The 24,728-nt window shown below is 37.4% G+C and carries 29 protein-coding genes and 1 pseudogene; 29 read left to right on the top strand and 1 reads right to left on the bottom strand.

What is annotated here, in order from left to right; all coding sequences use genetic code 11:
- The first annotated feature begins 19 nt into the window (after nucleotides 1-19).
- The 26 genes and pseudogenes from GQY55_RS15055 to GQY55_RS14935 all read left to right on the top strand — a co-directional run bounded on the left by GQY55_RS15055 (nucleotide 20) and on the right by GQY55_RS14935 (nucleotide 21,401).
- On the top strand, nucleotides 20-394 hold the full coding sequence (locus tag GQY55_RS15055; protein ID WP_160042688.1) for a hypothetical protein: 375 nt from the start codon (nucleotides 20-22) through the stop codon (nucleotides 392-394).
- 279 nt (nucleotides 395-673) lie between these two features.
- The gene (locus GQY55_RS15050) at nucleotides 674-988 is read left to right on the top strand and encodes a hypothetical protein (protein ID WP_160042687.1); all 315 of its coding nucleotides are present in this window, start codon (nucleotides 674-676) and stop codon (nucleotides 986-988) included.
- A 359-nt stretch (nucleotides 989-1,347) separates the two neighbouring features.
- A complete protein-coding gene (locus tag GQY55_RS15045; RefSeq protein WP_160042686.1) occupies nucleotides 1,348-1,788 on the top strand; it encodes a pentapeptide repeat-containing protein in 441 nt (146 codons plus the stop codon).
- Nucleotides 1,789-1,997: 209 nt separating this feature from the next.
- Nucleotides 1,998-2,522 carry a hypothetical protein gene (locus GQY55_RS15040; protein WP_160042685.1) on the top strand — a complete coding sequence of 175 codons (525 nt, stop codon included), beginning with the start codon at nucleotides 1,998-2,000 and terminating at the stop codon, nucleotides 2,520-2,522.
- Nucleotides 2,523-2,748: 226 nt separating this feature from the next.
- Entirely contained in the window at nucleotides 2,749-3,195 is a 447-nt protein-coding gene (locus GQY55_RS15035) for a YxiJ family protein (protein WP_160042684.1), read from the top strand.
- A 205-nt stretch (nucleotides 3,196-3,400) separates the two neighbouring features.
- Nucleotides 3,401-3,976 carry a hypothetical protein gene (locus GQY55_RS15030; RefSeq protein WP_160042683.1) on the top strand — a complete coding sequence of 192 codons (576 nt, stop codon included), beginning with the start codon at nucleotides 3,401-3,403 and terminating at the stop codon, nucleotides 3,974-3,976.
- Nucleotides 3,977-4,269: 293 nt separating this feature from the next.
- Nucleotides 4,270-4,617 (top strand): hypothetical protein, encoded by a 348-nt coding sequence (locus tag GQY55_RS15025; RefSeq protein WP_160042682.1) that lies wholly within the window; start codon nucleotides 4,270-4,272, stop codon nucleotides 4,615-4,617.
- Nucleotides 4,618-5,148: 531 nt separating this feature from the next.
- Nucleotides 5,149-5,949, top strand: coding sequence for a CPBP family intramembrane glutamic endopeptidase (locus GQY55_RS15020; RefSeq protein WP_160042681.1), 801 nt, complete (start codon nucleotides 5,149-5,151; stop codon nucleotides 5,947-5,949).
- Nucleotides 5,950-6,134: 185 nt separating this feature from the next.
- Nucleotides 6,135-7,631: a serine hydrolase domain-containing protein gene (locus tag GQY55_RS15015; RefSeq protein WP_160042680.1), complete on the top strand. Its 1,497-nt coding sequence runs from the start codon at nucleotides 6,135-6,137 to the stop codon at nucleotides 7,629-7,631.
- 306 nt (nucleotides 7,632-7,937) lie between these two features.
- The gene (locus GQY55_RS15010; protein ID WP_160042679.1) at nucleotides 7,938-8,465 is read left to right on the top strand and encodes a hypothetical protein; all 528 of its coding nucleotides are present in this window, start codon (nucleotides 7,938-7,940) and stop codon (nucleotides 8,463-8,465) included.
- 255 nt (nucleotides 8,466-8,720) lie between these two features.
- A complete protein-coding gene (locus GQY55_RS15005) occupies nucleotides 8,721-9,350 on the top strand; it encodes a DUF1643 domain-containing protein (protein ID WP_160042678.1) in 630 nt (209 codons plus the stop codon).
- Nucleotides 9,351-9,689: 339 nt separating this feature from the next.
- Nucleotides 9,690-10,085, top strand: a complete 396-nt coding sequence (locus tag GQY55_RS15000) for a hypothetical protein (RefSeq protein ID WP_236575631.1) — start codon at nucleotides 9,690-9,692, stop codon at nucleotides 10,083-10,085.
- Nucleotides 10,086-10,186: 101 nt separating this feature from the next.
- Nucleotides 10,187-10,351, top strand: coding sequence for a hypothetical protein (locus GQY55_RS31420; RefSeq protein WP_236575630.1), 165 nt, complete (start codon nucleotides 10,187-10,189; stop codon nucleotides 10,349-10,351).
- 676 nt (nucleotides 10,352-11,027) lie between these two features.
- Nucleotides 11,028-11,414, top strand: coding sequence for a hypothetical protein (locus GQY55_RS14995; protein ID WP_236575629.1), 387 nt, complete (start codon nucleotides 11,028-11,030; stop codon nucleotides 11,412-11,414).
- Between the two features lie 228 nt (nucleotides 11,415-11,642).
- Nucleotides 11,643-12,302, top strand: coding sequence for a nucleotidyltransferase domain-containing protein (locus GQY55_RS14990; RefSeq protein ID WP_160042675.1), 660 nt, complete (start codon nucleotides 11,643-11,645; stop codon nucleotides 12,300-12,302).
- A gap of 225 nt (nucleotides 12,303-12,527) precedes the next feature.
- The gene (locus tag GQY55_RS14985; protein ID WP_236575628.1) at nucleotides 12,528-13,082 is read left to right on the top strand and encodes a hypothetical protein; all 555 of its coding nucleotides are present in this window, start codon (nucleotides 12,528-12,530) and stop codon (nucleotides 13,080-13,082) included.
- A gap of 198 nt (nucleotides 13,083-13,280) precedes the next feature.
- Nucleotides 13,281-14,033 carry a GNAT family N-acetyltransferase gene (locus GQY55_RS14980; protein WP_160042673.1) on the top strand — a complete coding sequence of 251 codons (753 nt, stop codon included), beginning with the start codon at nucleotides 13,281-13,283 and terminating at the stop codon, nucleotides 14,031-14,033.
- A 263-nt stretch (nucleotides 14,034-14,296) separates the two neighbouring features.
- Complete coding sequence (locus GQY55_RS14975) at nucleotides 14,297-14,662, top strand: DUF4180 domain-containing protein (protein WP_160042672.1); 366 nt, start codon at nucleotides 14,297-14,299, stop codon at nucleotides 14,660-14,662.
- 174 nt (nucleotides 14,663-14,836) lie between these two features.
- The gene (locus GQY55_RS14970; protein WP_160042671.1) at nucleotides 14,837-15,421 is read left to right on the top strand and encodes a sigma-70 family RNA polymerase sigma factor; all 585 of its coding nucleotides are present in this window, start codon (nucleotides 14,837-14,839) and stop codon (nucleotides 15,419-15,421) included.
- The gene (locus GQY55_RS14965; RefSeq protein ID WP_160042670.1) at nucleotides 15,411-16,172 is read left to right on the top strand and encodes a DUF3600 domain-containing protein; all 762 of its coding nucleotides are present in this window, start codon (nucleotides 15,411-15,413) and stop codon (nucleotides 16,170-16,172) included. Before GQY55_RS14970 ends, GQY55_RS14965 begins: the two co-directional genes overlap by 11 nt.
- Nucleotides 16,173-16,317: 145 nt before the next feature.
- Nucleotides 16,318-17,277, top strand: coding sequence for a hypothetical protein (locus GQY55_RS14960; RefSeq protein WP_160042669.1), 960 nt, complete (start codon nucleotides 16,318-16,320; stop codon nucleotides 17,275-17,277).
- Between the two features lie 51 nt (nucleotides 17,278-17,328).
- A pseudogene (locus GQY55_RS32070) lies at nucleotides 17,329-17,561 on the top strand (hypothetical protein); the annotation flags it as partial.
- A gap of 335 nt (nucleotides 17,562-17,896) precedes the next feature.
- Complete coding sequence (locus GQY55_RS14950) at nucleotides 17,897-18,490, top strand: YdeI/OmpD-associated family protein (RefSeq protein WP_160042668.1); 594 nt, start codon at nucleotides 17,897-17,899, stop codon at nucleotides 18,488-18,490.
- Between the two features lie 143 nt (nucleotides 18,491-18,633).
- Nucleotides 18,634-19,173 (top strand): GNAT family N-acetyltransferase, encoded by a 540-nt coding sequence (locus GQY55_RS14945; protein ID WP_160042667.1) that lies wholly within the window; start codon nucleotides 18,634-18,636, stop codon nucleotides 19,171-19,173.
- A gap of 334 nt (nucleotides 19,174-19,507) precedes the next feature.
- Nucleotides 19,508-20,449: a phosphotransferase enzyme family protein gene (locus GQY55_RS14940; protein ID WP_160042666.1), complete on the top strand. Its 942-nt coding sequence runs from the start codon at nucleotides 19,508-19,510 to the stop codon at nucleotides 20,447-20,449.
- 385 nt (nucleotides 20,450-20,834) lie between these two features.
- Complete coding sequence (locus tag GQY55_RS14935) at nucleotides 20,835-21,401, top strand: GNAT family N-acetyltransferase (protein WP_160042665.1); 567 nt, start codon at nucleotides 20,835-20,837, stop codon at nucleotides 21,399-21,401.
- Nucleotides 21,402-21,589: 188 nt separating this feature from the next.
- Here GQY55_RS14935 and GQY55_RS14930 read toward each other — a convergent pair whose 3' ends face one another.
- Complete coding sequence (locus GQY55_RS14930; protein ID WP_160042664.1) at nucleotides 21,590-22,057, bottom strand: winged helix-turn-helix domain-containing protein; 468 nt, start codon at nucleotides 22,055-22,057, stop codon at nucleotides 21,590-21,592.
- Between the two features lie 293 nt (nucleotides 22,058-22,350).
- On the opposite strand from GQY55_RS14930, the gene GQY55_RS14925 reads away from it, so the two are divergent.
- The 3 genes from GQY55_RS14925 (at nucleotide 22,351) to GQY55_RS14915 (ending at nucleotide 24,726) form a co-directional block, all read left to right on the top strand.
- Nucleotides 22,351-23,145, top strand: a complete 795-nt coding sequence (locus tag GQY55_RS14925) for an aminoglycoside phosphotransferase family protein (protein ID WP_160042663.1) — start codon at nucleotides 22,351-22,353, stop codon at nucleotides 23,143-23,145.
- Nucleotides 23,146-23,679: 534 nt separating this feature from the next.
- Nucleotides 23,680-24,177, top strand: coding sequence for a GNAT family N-acetyltransferase (locus GQY55_RS14920; RefSeq protein WP_442953631.1), 498 nt, complete (start codon nucleotides 23,680-23,682; stop codon nucleotides 24,175-24,177).
- 87 nt (nucleotides 24,178-24,264) lie between these two features.
- Nucleotides 24,265-24,726: a DUF2691 family protein gene (locus GQY55_RS14915; protein WP_160042661.1), complete on the top strand. Its 462-nt coding sequence runs from the start codon at nucleotides 24,265-24,267 to the stop codon at nucleotides 24,724-24,726.
- Nucleotides 24,727-24,728 lie beyond the last annotated feature (2 nt).

Below are 24,728 nucleotides of genomic sequence, written 5' to 3'. Positions count from 1 at the left end.
ATAACACACTGGAGGGGATATGGACAGAATCTACCGCCCTTTACAAGAGTATGCAGATCAAGGGATTAGTGAAATTCTAAAATCAGAAGACAGAGATCTTTTATTGCAATTACCCTTATCAGTAGGAGAGTATCATTCTAACTGGAAGTTCTCTCAGGATATTTGTGTGAAGTTATCTAAACATGAAGATCCTGCAATTAGGGCGAATGCAATTTTAGGTCTTGCCTATATCGCAAGAACAAAAGGTAAATTGGAGAAAAGAGTAGTTAAACCAATTATTCTTAAAGAACTTAGGGAAAATAAGGAATATGAAGGGCGAGTTAATGATTCAATAGATGATATAAATCTTTTTATGAAATGGAAAATAGGAAAAAACTCCCGAGACAAGAATTAATGATTAGTAAGGCTGCGAGTAGTTCGAAGAAGCGGCTGGCATCAGATAACATTATATTCACGCTGCGGATCGGCTGGTCCGATCCTTGGTCCGGTCGAAGCAGTCAGATGTGGATTCGAATGAAGCTTTGGCAGTCAGCAAGGAAGCGGAATCAGCCGGACAACCCTGCACCGACTAACCGCGTCGCGGCCGGCTCCTCAGGAGCCTTAAGTCGGTGAGGGTTCGTGAATACGGAAACGTTATCCGAAACCCCCTAAGAGCTTAAAAGGAGGAGAGATTTTGAATCAAAAAACTAATCAAATTTTATTAATTGTTCTTTATTTACTATTCCTAATAATTGGTCTGATACTAATTTTGCAAAGTGTGAATCTTGGATTAAATGCCGCACAAAGAGATATCATTAAAGCAGGTGGAATGGCCGGTGATGAATACCAATTAAGAAAAGAAAGCTACATTGTTTCGTATAGATGGATAGGTGTTGTTCTATTATCAAGCGGATTTCTAGGGATGATTTTCAAAATAAACATAGGAAAGATAATGAATAATGAGAAACAAGTTGGACTAAATAATCCGATCTCAGAAGAAGATTTATAATGAACCATTTAGCTATTAACTACTTTCAAAAAACTTAATAAAGAATCGAAATAAGAATTTGAGAAATGAATTAAGCACACAAAGGAATAGAATTTGTGAAAGTATTTCGTTGAAGTGGGGGCATCAGATAACATCATATCTACACCGCGTCGCTACGCTCCTTGGTCCGCCCGATGGTTTTCGAAGAAGCGAATCAGGCAGACAACCCTGCAAGGCTAAGTGGCGTAGCCACCCAGTCGATACGCTCTTTTAAGCCTTTCGGGTTCGTAGATACAGAAACGTTATATGAAACCAGCGCAAACATATATCTGAACAACCATGAATTTACATATAAACTAAATCCAAAAAGGAGAATGAACATGGAATTAGAAGTCACAAAGATGGAACTTACAATGAAAGATATTTCTGGATCTTCATTTAAGGATGTTAAAGCTGAAGGATTAGATTATGATAATGTTAATTTATCAAAGACCAAGATAAATAACGCTAACATGCGTGGGATGACAATGAATGACATCAATGCAGCTGAAATTACAATTACCAATGCTAACTTGTCAGGCACTTCAATCCAACATGCAAATATGAGCAATATGATGATCGATCATGTTCACCTTTTCGGAACTGAATTTGTCAATATTGTATTGCCGCAGGAATCTGATGGTAATTATGACCCGCAAGGGAGTTATAAGCCAATAAAATTTAACAATTGTGATCTAACTAATATGGAAATTAATAATTGCAATATTTCTGGACTCAAGATAAATGGAATTCTTATTGAAGAATTGTTAAATAGGAAGTAATAGATTCTTAAGAGTCTCGAAGATGGCGCTGGCAGCATATAACACAATATTCACGCTTCGGGCCATTCGGCCCTCGGTCCGCCAGATGCATATCGATGAAGCAACTCAGCGGACACATCGATTCCCCTAAGATAAGACTTATCTAAGGGGGATCGACGTCGTGAATACGGGAACGTAATGTGAAATATGAGCAGAAAGGATCAAACATTATGACCGACATAGAAATTATCGGTGATCGTCAAGAATTATTTAAAAGAATGAAAATCTCTGAACTAGACTTTAAGGATTTATGCAACTCTCTAGATGCATGGAAAATGAAATCAGAAGACCTTTTTTATTGCGCTAGTGTATTAGAACTTCAACTAAAAAATGAATTGAAATCAATTTCAATTGATTCAAAAGTAACAGCTAGTATAGACAGAATAAGTTCAACTTATATGCTTTTAATAGGATATTCTTTTGAACTGCTAATTAAAACTATTTACGTATCAAGGAACCTTCAACCTGTATTTGATCATAATCTATTCTTGCAAATAAATAGATTAAATATAGTAATTAGTGATGCTGAAAAACATTTATTGGGGAGATTGACTGATGTAATCTATTGGGAAGGTAGATATCCAACACCCAAAAAGATAGATTATTTTAAAGAGAAGCGAAATGTAATTGTATTAAGTCATGATTTAGTTATTATTCATGATTTATATGAAAGGTTAAGAGCACAGATACTTTGAAAGATGAATCGATGGGGGCTCATACATCACATAACACAGTATTCGCGCTTCACAACTATCGCCCTTCGGTTGTAAGATGTATAATCGTGGAAGAAGCTCAGACAACAAATGCCCCAGCCTAAGATAAGAGCTATCTAAGGCTGGGGCGTTTCGTGAATACAAAAACGTTATCCGAAACCGTCTTAAAGCTATAATAAAAAAACTCGCAAATTCAAGGTGTTTTATAATGGAGATATCTGAATTAGAGAAGAAAAAAGTTGAGTTAAATGAGTTGCTTTTGAATGAGCGGTTGGCTGCTTCAATATATTCAGATTTTCGAAATCTTAAGAATGACTTTAAAGATAGGTTTTTGTTTCGTGCACCAAATGAGACAATAAACGCGGACTTTGATACCTATGAATCCTATATTGTAGGCTTAGCGTCTGGTGGGATAAATAGCCGATTAGATGATGCATTGGAAAGGTTTAGAATAAGAAGCTGGTTAGAGAAATCATTTTTTGAATGGTTTCCTAAGTATAGATTTCTGGAGAAGTACGACTTATCACAATACGAAGGAATTTATCAATCTATTATTGTTTTAGACAAGTTAAGACACAAGCTGATCGAATTGATTAATACAAAAGAAGAAGGAATAACTTGTAGTCTAATCATTGAAGAAGACGGCATCGGATAACAAAGTATTCACGCGGCGGGCCGGCTGAAGCCGTCCCTTGGTCCGCCAGGGGGATATTGGTAGGGAAGTGAAGTCAGGCGGACAACCCTGCGAACCTAACCGCAGTCGCGGCCTGCAGCTAAAGCTACCTTAACGTTCTCGGGTTCGTGAATACAAGAACGTTATACGAAAGTACGAAGAGAGTATTGAAGGGAGGTTTTCCACTATGGGGTTATATGAAGAACTCAAAACAAAAAAAGAAGCAGGAATGTCGTTAAATATAGAAGAACTCACTCCAGAAATACTCAGGAGGCTATTTATTGAAGAAGAAAAATCAGATTATCTTAACTCGCAATTATATGATGTAAAAGAATCTAAAATTTCATACAGAAGGAAAAAGCACGGTATAACTATTAGAAACTCTATTTTAGATGATTTCTTATTGGCAAAAACTGAAGAGGCAATGAAAATTAATGAGAGGTACAGAGACAAGCTGTTAGTTGATGAGAATCTGACCATGATATCAAAAGCAATTACACATTTTGCTTTTCGAAATGGCCCTATAGAAGATATGCATGCAAGTCCGAATAATCAACTTTCTCAAGAAGATATGAAAACACTCAATAAATTCATGGTAAATAATATAGCATATGTTTTTAAGTTAATTATTGAAAATCGTTGGATTGAACTTGATTTCCTTATTAAGCATACTGATATGATGTATGGGCATGACTGGGATAATGCTGAACCGGACGATGGAGATAACAGAAAGATTATTGAAATGATGATTAAAATGCAATAGATTATGGGATTATTCAAAGTACCGTCGTATAACAAAGTATTCATGCATCGGAGCTATCGCCCCTCGGTCCGGCCGGAGTTGAAGAGGATTCGATTGAAGTGATCTCAAATACTGGAAGTGAATCAGCCGGACACATCGATCTCCCTAAGATAGGGGCTATCTAAGGGAGATCGACGTCGTGAATACAATAACGTTATATAAAAGAGATGCAGATAAAGTGAGAAGTCCTCTATTACAGTAGATTATAATTGTCGTTGTTCTGTTTTTATAAGGCCAAAGGAGTTAGGTTATTAATGAAATTTATATACGAAAGTTTCGCGTGTGATGTCGATACTTTTTTTTATAATCAAGATATTTTAGTTCGATTTTATGATGGCTCTAAGGAGCAAGAAGAAAGTGAAATTATTAATTTGGTTTTTGTAGATCCTGGTTATGGATATCTGCTTGTTAAAAATAAGGGCGAAAACTCAGCCCTGTTAAGTGGCTTCTTAGATGAAGATGTATTTAGTACTGATGAGATAGTTGATGCTGCAATTAGTTTCATAGAAAATTTATCTCCTATTTTAAAGAATAAATATATGCCATATCATATAAAAAGATTTAAAAAAACGAGTTTTGTAGAATACAATGGTGAGTACTAAGTGAATATGAAAATACCAAAGTAGTTTACTCGAAGAAGGCATCTTCATCATATAACACGGTATTCACGCATCAGGGCTATCACCCCTTGGTTGACAGATGTATAATCATGGATGAAGTTCAGTCAACAAATGACCCATCCTAAGATAAGAGCTATCTAAGGCTGGGTCGTTTCGTGAATAAACAAACGTTAACTGAAATGCGATTGTAAACCAATATGAAGACCAAAGATAGTTCAACAAGAAGCAAACCAATACTTGAGACGTTATTTTTAAATATAGAAAGATCGATTCCGTATCTTGAAACTCATTGCTTGTAAGGGTTACCTAGATATGGTTTTGTCGTTTGAAGGAATGTAGCAAGATAAGGTTGAATTCCTTTTAGGAAGATATTGGATTTTCGGATGAAGGCGTATCTGATAAGGGACTGACTAGACGAAATTTGAAATGGCAGAAAGCAAACATTAGGTGGTAAAGGTCAAAGCGTCCATCCGTCAAAAATAATGTATATGCAAAACGTTAGGAGAAGAAGTCGTGACTGACAATAAAATCATAGTACAATTTACGCTACTGACATTTTGCATAGCCTATCTTGTGTCAGGTGCTTTGATTACTCTTGGGCAATTCGGATTTTCGGTTCACTCTTCGGTTCAATCGTTACAGCAGTTTGGGATGCATATTCCTTTTGCGATCTATATTTTGTCGCCCGCTATTGCTTCATATATCGTTCTGAGGAAAAATAACAAAATAGCAGATTTTAAGGAATGGTTGAAAACTGTTTTTTACGCCAAAAATAACACATTTCTTTATTTGTTCGTTGTTGCAGGGCTTGCGCTGTATTTTTTGATACATTTTGCAGTTTCAGGCCGCACTGATACGGTTCTTCCACTTTATATGTTCTTCCTTGCCCTGCCTGGCAACCTTATTATCGGTGGCTTGGAGGAAGCTGGCTGGACGTACATGTTGCAGCCGGGGTTTAATAAGAAATATGGTTATGTATTATCATCTCTTTATGTTGGAATCATTTGGATTTGGTGGCATGTCCCTCTCTTCTTCATTCCAGGGACGGGTCACTACGAGGGCCTCATTGACTTCTGGATGTTTGCAGTTCAACTCATTGCGTTTCGGTTTTTATACGGGGCAATCTACAAAATATCAGGCAAAACCCGTGTGTTTATGTGCGTATTATGCCATACCATGTTCAATGCGGCAAGCTCCGTCTTTGGCATCCTGCCTATGACTTGGGCGGGAACCATTGCCGCAAATGCGGTGATTGTTCTTGTTTCAATTGTAACCGTTGTGATATACGACAAAAAGAGCAGGCGAATAGTATAAGTATTTTCTCCATTATGCCTTAGTCCAACAAAGTGAATGTACAACTTGCAGATTTACTCGCAAATCAGGCCGTTACGCCTATCCAGCCAGTCAATGGACGAGTAGTATTTTGCTGACGTAAAATCTCCATATATAGTTTGGTTCATTATTATTTTTTTAGAAGACTTACAATAGGGAGAACCACATTGAAGAAAATACTAAGTAAAACAGGCACATCAACAGCATGTGTCATCCTACTTATCGCAATCATTACTACTATAGCGTGTTGGGATGAACTTGGGAGTTTAATAAGGAAAGGGAATTATGATAATACGGATAATATGGTGGAAACCATAATGGCCAAAACAGCGACTCCAGGGGTGGCTATGGTAGTATCAGAGCAGGGCAAGACAGAATATAAGAATTACGGATATGCGGATGTTAATAATAAGAAGAGGGTGACTGAAGAGTCATTATTTGAATTGGGATCGACTACAAAGGCATTTACGGCTTTGGCCGTTATTTTATTAGAAAATGAGGGCTACTTATCTCTTTCAGATTGTATTACAGATTATATTCCATCGTTTGAGCCAACCATTAAGGGTAAGAAAGTTAATATTACGATTCATCAGTTGTTAGCCCATACAAGTGGAATTCCACCGTGGAGTATTCGGTTAATTCCTGAAGGTACCACGGATGATTTGCTTGAAAAAACGATACATAATGTGTCAGGCATTGCATTAGATACGTATCCTGGGACAGCATATAATTATGCTACAGTTAATTATGATATTTTAGCGTTGATTATTGAAAAAGTTACAGGCAAACGTTATCAGGATTACATGACTGAAAACATACTGGTTCCTTTAGGAATGAAGGATAGTTATTTTTCAACAGGTCAGGAAAAGGAATCTGATAAACTTACCAAAGGGTATCGTGTATTTTTTGGAAAAAGCTTAGAATATGATGCCCCTAGATATTATGGGAATATCGCTGCAGGATATTTGGTAACGAATTCAAAAGATTTAGAACGCTGGATTAATGCCCAAATGGGGATAGGCGACATACCCGATCATTTATTGAAAGCGATACAACAATCTCATCAAGTCGACATCAAAACGGCGGGATATGAAGGTGAAAGTCGATACTATTCATTCGGATGGAGTATTCATACGAAAAATAGAGTTGTTAGTCATAATGGATCTAATCCTAATTACTCCTCGCAGGTTCTTATTGATTTAGAAAAGCAGCAGGCCATATTTGTTCTGGCTAATTTGAATTCAACTGCACCATCGCTCATTGCTAATAACATATATGAGAATATGAATGGAAATCACATGAATAAATTTAATTATGATGACGTGTATCTATTCATTGATTTGGTATTTTCATTCTTAGTCATAATAGCCGTCGTTATCTTATGTGTCCAAGTAATTAAAATCTTTAGAGGAATAAAACTAAATATTAAAGATGAAAAGACAAGATTCAGAAAAATGACAGGAAGTAGTATCACTCTAATCTTAAGCATTATGCTTTTGGTATTGGTAATGATCTTACCTTATTTATTAGACAATAATTATTTAATGGTATGGGTGTGGATGTCGTATTCAGTATTTATTTGGATGGGTCTTACTTCTATCAATTGTATTTTATCGATAATAATTAATATTAAAAAAATCGGGATTATTAAAAGCAATTTATAAAAAAAAAATTAGAGGTGAAATGTAAAAAAACCACATACAATTGTTTGTCTGATTTTGATTTCTCAAATCTTTAAGGAAGAATAGGTATATTTCGAAGAAGTCGCTGACATCCGATAACACAGCATTCCTACAGCGGGCATTCGCCCTTGATCGCTAAGAAGGATTTCCAAGGAGTTTATTCAAGCGATACATTCAACCAGCAAAGTCAGACGACACGTTTCCTACGGTCACTTAAGCTGCTTGATCGTCAGGAATGCCAAACGTTATATGCAATGCTCGAAAATCCTTAAAAAGAAGGTACTACTAATGCTAAAAGAAATATCTAATTTGCTAAATAACTCAAAACAATTAGCTCAGATTTGGGCAAATGTAAATTTGAAAGAAATTAACTTTAGTAAGATTGTTATTCCTGATGAAGATCAGCCACGCGGTGATGGGATAGAGTCATTAACAATAATTTCTTGTAGAAACAAATTTACTTCTTATGAGGCAGCATTCGTAACCCTATTGAAGAAGATGATATATGATTCTGAGGAATGGCACGAGGAACAATATAATGACGGACCTGAAATCTGGGAAGAGTTGTTAGATAGAATCTGGATCCCAGAATATATAAAAAAAGAATCGTTTAAAACTTGTGATCCAACTAATTTCTTAAATAATTTATCAGTAGATCTACACAGATTGAATATACCGCAAAGCGTTATGGAAGATCTATTCGAAAATATGAATGATTTAAAAGTTATTGAATTTAATAACGGTCTTTTATGCTTAGACATATTTGGTTTATCAGATGATATTTGTTTCTTTTACTCATGGTGGATTGGTTATTAAGAATTGTTTTTAGTATTTAAGAGATGTCGCGTACTACATATAACACTGTATTAACGCATCATGGCTACCGCCATTAGATTGTCAGGTGTATAATCATGGAAGAAGCTCAGACAACACACGACCCGTCCTAAGATAAGAGCTATCTAAGGCCGGGTCGTTTCGTGAATACAATAACGTTATAGAAAATCAGCGCAGAACGTTTAAATCATAATGAGTACCTCGATTATTCATTTTGTATTTGATGGAGGGATTGACTTGTGGTTTGTTCAAATCGCTAATAGCAATCAATTACAAATAAAAACAGGATCATTTGAAGGAATAACGGGTAATGCAGCTTTCAATTCAAATCGTTCAAGACGTTATTTCTTAGAAAAACGTTGGGAACAAGGTGGAAAAATACTAACTGCAATTATGATGAATCCAAGTAATGCAGCTCATAATAAATCTGATAAAACAGTTGATCAGTTAATCAATGTTGCAAGAAACCAAAGTTGTCATGCGTTATATGTGGTGAATGTTTCTAGTGTAATTGATGGTTCTAGTAGTAATTTAAATACTTCAAAGTTTGCTTATGATCCTATCAATTGGTCTTTTATCACTGGAGCAATCTCAGAAGCAAAAATCGTTTTCATCGGATGGGGTTTGAAGGGTCATAATGGAATACTAATGCAACAAAAAAGCAATCCCTCTATTATAAATACTTTTAGAAATGCACTAAATAAAACATATTGCTATGAAGTTTTGAAATCGACTGATAAAAAATATGTTAATAAACCGCTACATTATGTGCCTCATCCGCGCCCTCTTTATGAGCAAGATAAATATATTGATGTAGAAATTCAGAAGTTGAACGATTTTGAATTTACAAGATTATTTATTCGATGATTTCATTTCAGTCTGACTCGTATGGGAAATGAGACATTAATAAGATTTTGAAGTGATTCTGAGAAGGCGTTGACATCCTATAACATCCATATCCATGCGTCGGAGCCTTTCGCTCCTCGGTCTGCCCGAAGGGGATTGGCATGGGAGAGGAATCAAGCGGACACAACCGCACCGACTAATCGCATCGCGGCCGCCACTTCGTGGCTTAAGGTGGTGGGACGTCGTGAATACAAGAACGTTATGCGAAACCCCGTAATGAAAAATAAGAGCTGAGGGGGAAGTACAGTGAGAAACATTATCTTATTGATATTGCTGTTATTTCTCACATCGGGATGCTCTATGAGTGAAGGAAAAAAGGTTGAACATTTGGATGATATTTTGTCAACTGTTTTCACTTATGAACTAAATCAAATTGAACCTGAACATGGTCGGGAAGTCAATGAATGGTTGACTAAAGCAAGACAATCTGGGGAAGTGGGACAGTATTTTATTCATTCTTTCAACAATGACACAGATGAATATATGTACACATATGTTTACGAAAAAGGGTATTCCGATTATGAAGTATCATTTGTATATAACCCAAATGACTTGCAAAACAAAGGAAGTATACACGTAACAGGACTAAAAAACAATTCGATAAATGATTCTTTTGTTAAAATCAAATCAATAAATGATTTGTCAATTCGGTTTATTATGTCAAATGATACGATAGAAGAAAAATTAAAAGACTAACGCTGAAAGTAATTCGTTGAAGACGGGTGACCGCATAACACTGTAATCACGCTGCGGGGCTAATGCTCCTTGATTTTTATTAACTAATTAGATATTGGAGAATGAATACATGGGAATCCGGAAATGGTCTGGATCTAGATTTTTTCAAGCAAATCAAAAGTGTACCAGATCTAAGAGCAACATTTTCCCTTTATCATAATGGAGGAGAGATATGGATTTCCTGTATAGATATTCTTGGTGCAGATATGCAATTAATTAAAGAATAGGTAAAAAATAATGAAGACTTAATGAGGACTTAATGAGGACTACTAGTAAACAATATCGTGTACTATACCATTTAGATGGGACAGATGTCATATATGAAGTCGCAGAATATATAGTGGAAAGCCTAATAAGGACTAATCAAAATATAATGAAGATTGCGATAGTTGGGGCTACAAGAAGCGGAAAGAATAATATCCTTAAATGTTTAACGAATGAAACTGCGAGGCGTAGTTTAGGTATCAAATATTTTTCAAGTATGGATCAAGCTAAAGACTGGTTAGTAAGTGAGAGGTATTAATTTACTTTTTAAATACGTAAATACTACACGGGATTATTCGAGAAGGCCTAGACGGCATATAACATCGTATCTGCGCTTGCGGGCATACGCCCTTGGTTCGTCAGATGTAGTAGACAATAGAATATTCAACTCACACCCTGCGAGGCTAAGTCCGTCGGACCCGGTCGCGTTGCTCCCTTAAGCCTCTCGGGTTCGTAGATACAAGAACATTATCAGAAACCGGAGAAGTGCATTTAAAACATATAGAAAGATGGTATAACTATTTGAAACAAATCATTTATTTCTTAATATTGATTTCTTTCCTATGTAGTTGCTCCGGTGGCAATCATACAAAAATTGATCTGAATCATAATACTATTTTTAGTTATAACAACAATTCATTGAAATCAGTAGAGATCAGTATGTATCGAACCAATTCTATAAGAGTCCAACCCGAGTTAATAAATGTATATTTTGAGCAATCTGAGATAGAAAAAATAAAAAATTGGATTATGAATATAACAAATGCGACCACATCAATTTCCTCATCAATAAATTCAATATTTCTTTATAAGTTCATTTATCAAGGATTAAATCATATTGAAGAACAAAAAATGCTAGTATATGTGATAGACCAAAATAATGATGTATTTATTCATCAGATTTCGGCAGACACTTTAAGAAAAATAAATAGTTTTGATACATTCCAAGAAAAAGATCGGTCAACCCTATTAAGTTATATAGGAGAAGATGATTGGTATAAGACAAACGATTTAATAATGAATTAAGAGACTGTGTAAGTAGTTCAAGAAGCCTCTGGATCTGAAAACACCATATTCACGCTTCGCCCCATTCAGCCTTCGGTCCTGCCGAGTTTTTTCGGGGAAGCGGGAGCAGCCGGACACATCAAACTCCCTAAGATAAGAGCTTTCTAAGGGGGATTGACGTCGCGAATATAATAACGTTATAAGAAATCAATGCAAGTGATGCTGTAAGGTGTATAGGAGTTGATGGTTATGAACTCAATCATTGAACAAGCAAAACAAACTTTCGAAACATGGGGGATTAAATGGGCCATTTGTGGAGGAATGGCTATTGATATATTTCTAGGTGAAGAAACTAGAAAACATTATGATTTAGATCTGTTCGTTTTCTGGTCAGATAAAAGAAAGATTGTTGAACTAATGTTGAAAGATGATTGGAGAGTATTCGAAGCATGCGGCAATGGAGTGGTTCAAGAATTACTTATCGAAGCACAAGCGACTGAAAACCACCGAAATTTATTTTGTTTCAAAAGAGATGAGCCCAGAGTTTCATTAGAATGTATTCGTGAACAGAAATATCGATTTCATTTTGAGGAAAGGGAACAAACTGAATTTACATATATTGAGTTCTTATTTAACACAAAAGATAAGGACTATTTCTACTATGTTGATCAACCTAACATCAAAAGAGAGTTATCAAAAACAATAATAAATCAGAATGAGACTCCATATCTTTCACCTGAAATTGTACTATTGTATAAATCAAATTATGTAGATGATAGAAGTGTTGGTAAACATGATAATGATTTTAACAATACAGTATTACATATCGACATGGAGCAGAAAAAATGGTTACGGGAATCCATTCATCGATTACATAATGGAAACCACAAATGGCTAATGCACTTGTAAGTAGGTTCCATAGATGGCATTGACATCTGATAACATAGTATTCACGCAGCGATTCGGCTGGCGCCGTCTCTAGTATTTTCGGAGAAGAAGAATCAGGCAGACAACACTACATCATATAACCGCATCGCGGCCGCTTCACTTCGTTCGCTTAGGGTAGTGAACACGGAAAAGTTCGGCGAATACAAGCAAATATTTTGAGTGAGGGATCCAAAGATGTCGATTAAAATGCCTGAAACATTAGAAAGACTCGTTCTATTGGATACGGAATTGCGTAAAGATTATGGACGGACGATCGACGATTACATAGGATTTTATATATCTTTTAATAACGATGAAGATAGATACTACTGTACTCCTAATGATTCGATCGTATTTGGAAGGACAGGGGTAAATGGAGATCACTTTGCTTTTTATACTTTTAAAGGTTCTACCATAGACTTAGAAGAAGCACCTATTATTTTTATACAGCCTATGTCTTTTGGAAATGAAATTAGTTTAGTTGCAAGAAATCTTAAAGATTTTTTATCTTTATTCGTTAGTCTTAGAGAAATTTATATTCTGGAACGCTTTAGATTTTATAATAATAAGATGGATTTTATTAATGACTATAACGAGAATTACTTTACTGGGATAAATTCGAGAGAAAGTGACCTATATTTTTTTATTGAGTTATTAAGAGAAAAGATTAAAGGAATTAAAGAGATTAATGATGTGTACAAATACATTACTGAACTAAGAAAACAATTAAAACTGGAAATTGATAAAGAATGGGATATTTAGGGCCATTCAAAGATGTCCCGCACTTTGCCTAACAAGTATTCACGCAGCGGGGCTATCACCCCTTGGTTGTCAGGATGTATAATCATGGAAATAGCTCAGACAACACACGACCCGGCCTAAGATAAGAGCTATTTAAGGCTGGGTCATGTCGTAGATCGAAAACGCTAAGTAAAATTTCATAAAGAACGGAGTGAATGTATGGTCACGGTAGTAGATGTTACTTCGGAAAATATTGAAGAAAAGGGTTTCTTCTGCATGAGAAGTAAATCTAAGACACAAGGCTATAAAAGAAAACAATCATGGCTGCTCGATAGATTCCAAGAGGGACTCAGATTGAAAATCATTGAAGAAGAGGGACGCCCGAAAGGTTTTATCGAATATATACCTATTGAGTATACCTGGCGTGGGATACAGGGATCTAATTACATGGCTATACATTGTTTGTGGATTGTTGGGAAAGGAAAAGGGAAGGGATATGGATCTCGCCTATTGACAGAGTGTATTGCAGATGCACGATCAAGTAACATGTCCGGTGTTGCTATGGTAACCAGTTCGAAAACTTGGCTAACGGATACAGATTTTTTTGTCAGACATGGTTTTGAGTTAGTTGATTCTGCTCCACCACACTTTGAGTTAGTCGTAAAACGCTTTGACGATCAGTCTTGCCCAGTTTTTAATCATGGTTGGGATGAAAGAGCAGGTAAATTCAAAGATGGAATTACCATTTTGAAATCTGATCAATGCCCTTACATTTACGATGCTATCAATACGATTATTGAAGTAGCTGAAGAGAGAGGTATAAGATCGCAAGTAGTTGAGTTGCGCAATTCAATGGAAGCACAGTTTGCACCATCCCCCTATGGAGTCTTTAATGTCATCTATAACGGCAAATTACTTACATATCATCCAGTTACCAAAAGGGAATTAATTAAACTGCTTGAGGAAGCATAGTCAATGAAATGCCAATCCCCATCCTACAATGCATTTACGCATCGCAGCCTTCAGCTACTCGGTTCGCAAGAGGAATTTCGGAGTGATTCAGCGGAAACATGACACTTACTAACCGCATTCGCGCCCTGCGACTCCTCGCCTTGCGTCGGTGGGACGTTATGAATGCGGGAACGTTATCAGACATGGCCGAATAAAAATTGGGAGAAAAATGTATGTGCAACATAACTCCAAATTACAAATTCATGTTTAGTAAGGAGATTTATATGAACATAAAATTGATTACCGAGAATGGAACTGATATTGCCCTTATAGATAGTAGTGAAATTTTGATTTATGATATTCAGTCCGCCTTGGATCTTATGGCTACGATTAGTTATCAAACAGGGGCTGATCGGTTTGTTCTAAACAAATCAACCATTGATGAGAAATTCTTCGATCTAAGTTCTGGACTTGCCGGAGAAGTTCTTCAGAAATTCACCAATTATCGAGTGAAAGTCGCTATCATAGGTGATTTTTCAATCTATTCGAGTAAAAGCTTAAAGGATTTCATATATGAGAGTAATAAAGCAAACCATATATTTTTCCTACCCAATGAACAACAGGCCATCGAAAGATTAAGCAAAATATAGATTATCATTTAACTCAGATTATGAATGCACCCCCCAAAAAAAGTCCTTCGATTGTTATAAAACGGAGGGCTTTTACCATTTCTTTGACAATTGCAGATTTATTTTGAAAATAATTCGAACGATATCATTCGTTTTTACCAATAAATACTGTAAGGCTTAAGGGGGAGGTGGCAAATGAATCATTCAACTGATTATTTAAGGCTCGTTGCACTTGCATTAGCGGGATGCCGTGATGCATTTGGCGAGTTATATGAAGCAACCATCAAGGACGTTTACAAAACCGTTTGTTTTCTTGTTAAAGAACAGTCTGACGCAGAGGATGTCATTCAGGAGATCTACATTCAAGTATATCGGTCTTTGGACAAATTTGATGCAAACAGGCCGTTTCGGCCTTGGTTAATGGGGATCGTGATGCGGCAAATTCAAGCACATCGAAGAAAAAGTTGGACACATGTACGGATCATCAAAAGAGTGGAACAGGTTGAACAATTGGTGACCTATGATTTCTCCAACGAAGTGGTGAACAAGGTATCGAACCGTTCGCTGCTTGCATGCGTAGATCGGCTTCCTTTTAAGCTGAAGATCGTAATTACCCTGCATTATTTAAACGATTACACGCAAGAAGAGATTGCAGCCATACTAGATATCCCTCTGGGAACCGTAAAATCAAGGATCCATGCTGCTTTGCAAAAGATACGCAAAAAACAGAATATGAACATTCCGGCGATGGGAAGGGTGGAGAAACTAAATGAGTCTTGATGAAAGATTGAAAACGGCTTTTACGGAAGAAAGCAAAGATTGGAACGTACCCGCGGATCTTAAGGGAAAAATAATGAGCCAGGTCGTCACTCATCAAACTGGACGGCGAATGAAAAAATGGATTGCTGCGGGTATTTTGGCCGCGGCCTTGGTAATCCCGACAGGCGCATATGCCGGGTACAATTACCTAGCGGATTCCATCTATGGTTCACAGGAGAATATCGCCAAGTATGGGGTGGGTCAAAATCAGTACGAAGAGCTAGAGGCAAAGCTGCAGAGCGCCAAACAAAACCTCAGTGAAGAGGAATTTACAAAATGGATGTCTTTACTTCAAGAGTTGGGAACCATGAATATGAAAATTGCCGATGCCCATGGGGACATTCATCCTGATCGCTTGAGCGCAGAGGAGCTTAAACACTATAAAAGCTTAACATCAGAGCTTGAGCCTATCTTTAATAAATTGAACGAAATTCAAACATCATCAACAAGGGAAGTAAAAATGGTAGATAGCGCTGCTTTCTGGGGAGGAATCGTAGACCAAGCCAGGCTGGCATTGAGTAAAGAGGAATTTGATGCGTTCCAAACGTTGATCAATGAATTGAAGGCGTATGACGACAAGACGCTCGATCCGGATGGAAGCGTTCATTTAGAACGAATCTCAGAGGAAGATGAATCGAATATAGATCGGTTGACAGAGCAGCTGCAGCCGTATTTTAAGAAGTTGGGCATCACAGTTAAACCAAGATCTTGATTTTCCCTGATTTATATGAGTTTGTTAAAATGAGCATTCTATACTGGAAGTAAGTCTATCAACATTGGGGCGCATCATCACTGCGGGCCGATTGACGGCCCCTTGGTGTGCCCGGTTCGTAATCCATTTTTTTAAGGATGATTCCATGAAAAAGAATCTTATACTCGTTGAAGGAATTCCGGGTTCAGGCAAATCCACATTTGCCCGATTTTTGGACAATCAATTTGAACGGAATGGGATCGCGTGTGGATTATATCTTGAAACGACATATGAGCACCCGATTATCGAGTTTACCGGTCACGAAAATAATGCAGTGTTCCTTGAAGCTTATTATGATCGATGGTCTAAATTTCTGGATCATTTTCCTAAAGAAGAAGTGGTTGTGATGGAATCCGCATTTTTGCAGAGCCCGATGGTTCATTTGCTCCATAAAGAAGCGGAAAGAGAGCTTATTAAGTCATTGGTACATAAAGTGAGTGATCGGTTGAGTAAGGAAAATTGTAATTTGATCTACTTTTACCAGAAGGATGCGCCAACCGCCATTAACAAGATGATCGAGGCCCGTGGTGGCAGAGAGTACTTGCTGCGAAAACATGAGGAATATAAAGACGAGCCCTACTTTAGAAACCGGCAAGAGCAAGGTCCCGAGTCGCACATCTCGTTCTTTTTGGAATATGCCGAAATTGCCAATGAGATTATTCGTGAATTGAACATCCCAGTTGAGATCATTGAGAACTCGTCCGCAGATTACGAGACGTATCAAAAACAAGTGCTTGAAAAATTTAATCTGAAGCACATTCCGGATCCCGTTCTTGAACCTTCATTGCTCAGGAAATACTCAGGTGTTTATCATCATCAGGAAATGGATCTCAAGATTTCAGTAGAATTCATCCATGATGAACTGTGGATTTTTGGGAACAAAAGGTTGAGACCGAAAAGTGCCGATCAATTTTATCTGGATGATATCAGCGTAACTGTAAGGTTTATTACAGATCAAACGAATGTCACTGGTTTACTGATCACCGAAAAGGATTGGTATGCTAATCGAAACGATGAGGGGACCGTTTTTGAAAAAATCTCAGCACCAGATAACAATTCTGTTTAAGGCTTATTAATAGATGATACAATATATTTAAAACGTTTGAAGGGATCTAACGTGAAGTGGCAAGAATTACGGAAAATTTCACCAAACCAGTTTGTAAAGTTTGAAATTCTTCATTCCAGAAAGACTGCCAAGAAATAATTGATGATGTGGCTGTAATTGGACCTATTAGAGATGAAGAAGCGACAGAGGAATTATTAAATAGTAAAGGTAAAACTTTGGTTTACCACACTTCAAAGGATCAGGTTATCGTGAAAATTCGGAAGAATGTTGGCCTTTCTAGAGATTATATAATAACCAGTTATGGAATCGGCGGAAAAGAACATGCATTCACCAAGGAAATTGAAGCGATCCAGGCAGGGGAATACACCCTAAGGAATATCCAATTGGACTTTACTTCATTCAGATATCATTCGATTAACGGATTACTAGGATTGGATATCTTAATAAACGGCAAATTCAATATAGATCTAGACAAACCCGAACTACTAGGTCTGCAATGATGATTGCGGATTTTTTTGTTTATTTTCAGAGGATAAAACCCCCGTATCAGACACCGACTTTCTGTTAACAAATATGGATATATACCAAAACCGCTGCGAGAAAAGGAACGAGCATAACAATGGAAAATAAAATGAATCCCAAAGTAGATGCATTTGTAGGCAGAGCCACAATGTGGCTTGAAGAAATGGAGAAGTTGAGGGAGATCCTGCTAGACTGTGGGCTTACCGAAGAATTGAAGTGGGGGAAGCCTTGTTACACGTCTCAGGGACGAAACATCGTGATCATCCAAGGGTTTAAAGCTTACTTGGCGCTTCTGTTTTTTAAAGGTTACTTGTTACAAGATCCTCACGGTGTTCTAGTCAAAACCGGGGAAAATACGAAGGTAGGACGCCAGATTCGGTTTAACGATACCCAAGAAATCGTGCAGCTGGAACCCATCTTGAGAGCTTATATTGCGGAAGCCATTGAAGTAGAACAATCCGGTGTGAAAGGGGATCCCATCCAGGATACAGAGCTTGATATTCCCGAAGAATTTCAACATAAACTTGACGAAAACCCTGCCTTGAAAGCGGCCTTTGATGCCCTGACGCCAGGACGGCAGAGAGCGTACGTGTATTACTTTTCGGTGCCCAAACAATCCAAAACCCGGGAGTCCCGGGTCGAAAAATGCACGCAGCAAATCCTCGATGGCAAGGGATTGAACGATCGGTAAAATCCGGTGCGCAGGGCATAGCGAGATTCAGTTTTTAAGACGGATTTTACATCTGGAAAATGCAGCATTCATCCAATACTCCAAGTCCTTTTATATACTTAAATCTGAGTATAGCTAATCACAAGGACTAGGGTGGCGATGACATGTTAAAACAACGTGAGTTGCACGAATGCCATGTACTTTACAACCTGATGACGGATCCGGCCGTTTTTCCCTATGTCCGTTATCCATGCCAATCGTATGAGGAATACTTATTCATCACCAAGCAGTTAATCGTTGAAGAAGAGCAGGGGACATGCATTTCCAGAACGATTCTTGACGAGATCGGCCATCCCATCGGCACCATTGATCTATATCATATCCATCATCAAACAGGCTTCCTGGCGACTTGGATTGGGGCCCCTTATTTTGGAAAAGGGTATAACCAACGCGCAAAGGAAGCATTTTTGGCTGAGCTGTTTTTTGGACATGATATCGAAACAATCTTTTTGAAGATCCGCACCCAGAACATCCGATCGAAGAAAGCAGTGGAAAAGCTGCCGTATGTCACATTAGCCAATGAACGGTACGAGCAGGTCTATCAATCGATTAATCATTCGCAGCAGCGCTATAATTTGTATTGTGTGGAGCGGTCTGATTTTTTGGAAAGCATTGGAGGCATACAGCATGAGGTTGCCACATAACCGACCGTGCAAAAATGCTCTTGATGAAATTTCGCAACCCGGCTAAAAAAGAACTTAAGGCTAAGGTGTTTCGGCAATATATCATGAACACCGTACTGTTGGGATGCTGCAGGCGGTTTTTTTCTTTTTAGAAGGAAACTTAATGGAACCCCCGGTAAAAACGAATTTCACGCTGCAGGACTACCGTCCTTTGGTTGTCAGTTGTATAATCAAGGGAGACCTAGCAGACAACAATCGACCCAGCCTAAGATAAGAGCTATCTAAGGCTGGGTCTTTTCGTTGATACAGAGCGTTAGCTGCAGTCATATCCAATGACAATTAGGGGGGGAGATCAATGAAAGTTGACCAATCCGTAATCAATCAAATTCTTGATGTATTGGACCACCACGGAACAGACATTCATTTACTTGGTGGATATTTTAATAACGTTTACGAAATCACTTCCGAAGTACCGATCGTTGTTAAGATTTTTAATAGAGAGTTTAATACGGAGCAGGAAATGTTGTCTGAAATCGAATGGACTCAATTCCTTCATGAAAATGGAGTAAATGTATCGATTCCTATAATCATAAATGGAGAATCATATATCAATAATTTGACGAACGATCTATTTTTTGTTGCTTACGAGAAAGTTAAGGGAACTCATATTGATATTAACGGTGAAGACTGGAACGAACAATTATTCAAGCAATGGGGTAAGGGGATGGGGACGATGCATTCCTTATCCAAAAAGTACAAAGGGAAGTACAAACGACCGGAATGGAATGAGCATAAGATTTATCAGATGAGTATGGATTCGTTTAACAGTAGGATTAAAGAGAAATGGGAGCAATGTCTTAAAAATATCAAATCAATGGGCAAGTCTGAAGAATTTTATGGAATCATACATGGCGACCTAAATCATCATAATTTCATATATGATAAGGGCGAAATCACATATATTGATTTTGGAGACAGTGAATTTAATTGGTTTGCATATGATATTGCAATTGCTATATACCATGCTTCGCAAACGATTAAAGATAGAGCTCGGCGGGATCAGTTTGCATCCATATTTTTCGATTCATTTATTGAAGGATATTCAATAGGGAATTCAGTGAATGAAATATTGAAGCACGTAGATTTTTTTGTTGATTTTAGGCATCTGTATTCATTTGTTTATCATCATCAATTTTCACAAAAAGATCAGTTGAATAAACAACAGCTTAAATATTTAGAAGAAATGGAACAGACCATAATAAACGAGAAAACTTATTTGGGAATTTCGTTAGTTTAACAGGAAGGCATATGGCATTAGCTAACAATGCACCTACGCTGGGGTCTTTGCCCTTGTTTCGCTAGAAGAAATAGGCGGTGAAGTGGATTAAATTCAAACGCCTTCAAGGCTAAGTCTGTCCGGATCCGGGGCGTCGTCATGAATACAAACACGTTAGCTGAAATCAACGAAAAAGTGACTGAAAATCGGAAGGAATATAAAGAATGAATTTAATCCATATTGAACCAATTAATAAAGGTAACTGGGAAGAAGCCCTCTAAAATTAAAATAAAACTTGTTTTTGGCTACTCGAAGACCCGGCTGCCTTAAGCCGCCTGACGTCAGGAATGCGAAACATTAACTGAAATTAATGAAAAATTAAAAAATCAAAAGCCGGAGGATCCATATGCCATTTAAAGATGCATTTCATACTTTTCCTAAGCTTGAAACTGAGAGATTTATACTGAGAGAGTTACGTTCTGATGATGCCAAGGAATATTACACTTATCTCTCGGATCATGAAGTAACAAAATATTGGGGATATGAAGGACCTAAAAATGTGGAGACAGCCGCAAAAACATTTACGCGGTTTCATAACGCATTTACTAGAAAAGAAATGATCACTTGGGGAATAGCTGCCAAAGATGATGATAAAATTATTGGGACATGTATATTGAATGATTTTATTAGGGCATCGATGGTTAGTTTATCCTACAACTTATCAAGAGATCATTGGGGAAAAGGCATCATGACTGAAGTGCTCCAAACGATCATTCCCTTTGCATTTCATACACTTGATATGAATCGAATACAAGCTAAAGTAATGCCGGAAAACAATTCATCTGTAAGGCTTTTATCAAAATTGGGTTTTGTGCAGGAGGGTTTACTTCGGGACTTTATATTTGGTGAGAGCATTACGGATACATTGATATTTTCAATTCTAAAGAAAGATTTTATTAAAAAGGCTCTTTGAGTTAATTCAGAAGATGTTTGCAACAGTAGCTACACCGTATTCACCTTCGGGATATCCTCCAGTTTGCCCGAGGCATTTCACAGAAGTGGAATCAGGCGAAAAACCCTCGAACCTAACCGTGTTTGCAACCGGCAGCAGAAGTTGCCTTATGGTTCTCGGGTTTGTGAATACGGGAACGATTCTTGCTATTACAAATCAAGTGAATCTTCAAGTTCATGCTTTAACTGATTCAATATTTCTGGAGCACTTGTTAAAATACCCTTTTTAAGAAGGAAGATTATTGTATCCTCAATAGAGCACGTGGTGGAGTTGTTGTTGATTTGATTGATTATATTGATTTTGTTTATTATGCTCTTAGGAAGCCGAATAGTAATTTCTTCTGTAACTGATGAATCATTTGTATTAGTAATTCTAGTTTGAATAGATGGTAGTGTTATTTTTCGCCCTGAACTTGTTTGAACGAATTCTAATCGTGGATTATTTCCTGAATTCATTCTAATATTTCTCTCAAGTGTTTGAGCAAAGGATAATTCAGGTTCCTTTGCAGAACTGGATACTAAATTTCTATCAATAATTAATTTTGCAAGTTCCTTAGAAGATAAAGGTTGGTTAAATTCTTTTAATAAGGTTTCTGCAGCTTGTTGGACAGTCAACATAAAATCACCTCTTCAATGATTATAATCTGATTATAATCATTGGATAAGAAGTTGTAAAGTGATTCTTTTAGTGTTGTGGTTAACAATTCTAGATGATTATTCAATGAAGGCAATTCAATAAAGGCAATTCAATAAAGGCAATAACTTCATCGACATTGCATTCAACGCTGTGGGCCGAGCGGCCCTTGGTCAGTAAGAGGCATTTTCAGGGAGTGATTTCACCGTCGTGGATGCAAAAAGCAAAGGAGCTCAGAGCATTGACATTCAGATGATTCAAGGAGGGTTTATACATATTGAAAGATCACGAGGAAATCCTGACCGGTGGAAATATTAATAAAGTCGTAAAGGTAGGGGAGACGGTACGCCGTGAATCAAAACCAAACCCATATGTAAATGATCTTCTAATGTATCTTGAGCAGCGAGGTTGTCCATACGTTCCAAGATATTTAGGAGTTGACGGGAAGGGAAGAGAAGTACTCTCTTACATTCAAGGCGTAGTTCCCGGGAATAACTACCCTGAAAATGAAAGTTATATGTGGTCAAATATGGCGCTGGCTGAATTGGCAAAGATCTTAAGGGGCTTCCATGATTCATCTGTAGGATTTTCAACATCTGAAAAATCTTTAAATGATTATCCAGAGGAATCTCAGCATGAAGTAGTCTGTCATAACGATGCTGCGTTATATAACGTTGTGTTCAAGGATGAGCTCCCAGTTGGGATTATTGATTTTGATATGGCGGGATTTGGGCCCCGTATTTGGGATATTGCTTACACTCTGTACACGTCTGTTCCCCTAGCTGGGTTTGCGCCAAGCGGAGAAGATTATACGGTTGTTGAATACAACAAAATAGATCATGCATCCATGCGGAAAGAACGAATAAAGTTATTTTTTGATTCCTACGGTATGGATGTGCCGATGGATTTAAAAAGATGGGTTATTTCTCGTATCAATTTTATGTGTACCACACTGTCTGAGCGTGCTGCAGCCGGGGATCCTGCCTTTATAAAACTAGTTGAAGAAGGTCATCTAGCTCATTATAAAAAGGAATTAATCTTCCTTGACAAACATTTCGATGATTGGAGTTAATTGGTTCTCTCCGCCGGTAGTGAAGTAAATTCGATTGAGGTACTTCGGGTTGACGAAGCATATTCAGCGGACACATCCATACTGACTAATTGCATCGCGGTCGGCAGCTGTCGGAGCCTTAAGTCTGTGGGGCGTCGTGAATACGGGAATGTTATAGGAAATCAGCGAGAATCTAACCCGTTATTATTTTTGGTTTAAACCCAAGATCGTATAATTTTCGGTGGGAAATCCGGAACCAGATCATGATCGAGCGAGTAAAAAATACCGTTAATTCTAATCAAGGTAAAAAAATTCTTTGCATTATAGGTGCGGATCATAACTATATCTTCATCGATGAATTAAAAGGGCACGACATAGAGCTGAAATATCCTTTAAGATAACTCGAAAATGTCGATGTATTCAGATCACAATAAATTGGCATGCTGGTTTTCCTAGGGGGCCATTGTAGCTAGAGGTTTTGTTAGGAATCAGATACAGGCCAGGCGAAAGACCCTGCAGAAAAGGGTTGAAACACATATGTGTTAGATTGGAGAGGTGACTTTGAAGATAGAAAAAGTATTTGAATATGATTTAAGTAACGAATTAGAAGCAGCTATACAAGAATTGTTAATCGACAGTTTTCCGGATATTTATCCTAAGGATCGAATTTATTTTAAACAATTACCGCATTTTAGATTTTTAGCTTTTAACGAAGAAAATCAGCTCATAGGGCATGTAGGATTGGAATATAGAGTGATGAATTTAAATGGGAAACCGGTGAAAATACTGGGTGTAATTGATTTGTTAGAAGTTGATCAATTTTCTGAGGGCCGAAATATCGATTTTATACTTTTATTTACCGATAAGATGAACTTCTATTTGAGAAATGGATATAAGCCGGTAAAGAATAAATGTAAATGGATGAAAATTGATTATGAAACGCAGACAATCAACGGTATAGGCCATGAAGAGGTTGATCAGTTAATGATTAAGGAAGTAGGAAAGACCGTTTGGAGCGGGGGAGATTTGGATTTTTTAGGCTACTTTTATTGATCTAATGTTTTCTGATGAGAGGGGGATGTAAGGGATAAAATGGCTGGCTAACGTTATACGAAATACGATAAAAAAAGAGGAACCACAATGAAAAGAGGAATTACTTTAAAAATCCCAAATGAATATGGAAGTTTTCTCTCGGAGCTGTTAGAGCCCCTCGAAGTATCCCAATATGACTGGCGTATTGGAGGAGAGGAGTCCTACTTAATAAATGACGGCGATTTAGAGCCGCTATTCCCTGACAATGTAGAAGCGGTGGACGGCGCGCTTTTTAATAACATCATTCGAAAGACGTATTATTTGATTTTTGCAGATTTCAAAGCATTTCCAAAAGGCAAAAAAGTAATTCATGTTGAAACCTATGAAGAGTTTTTGAACAGCGAATGTTACCTTGTTCTGTTGGTAGTGGATAGCGTCTATATCACTATTTACTGTAAAAACGATAATGAAATAGATATCCTATATAATAATGCCATTGAAAAAGGATTCATACATGTTCGTCTTATCACTGATGAGAACGATTCAAGGACTAAGTTGTCTGTATGGTAAAA

Origin of the sequence: Paenibacillus sp. USDA918EY (assembly GCF_009870825.1) — a bacterium.
Lineage (GTDB): Bacteria > Bacillota > Bacilli > Paenibacillales > Paenibacillaceae > Paenibacillus_AQ > Paenibacillus_AQ albilobatus.
Note: the sequence above shows the minus strand (reverse complement) of the source record. Positions and strands in the feature narration are given on the sequence as shown.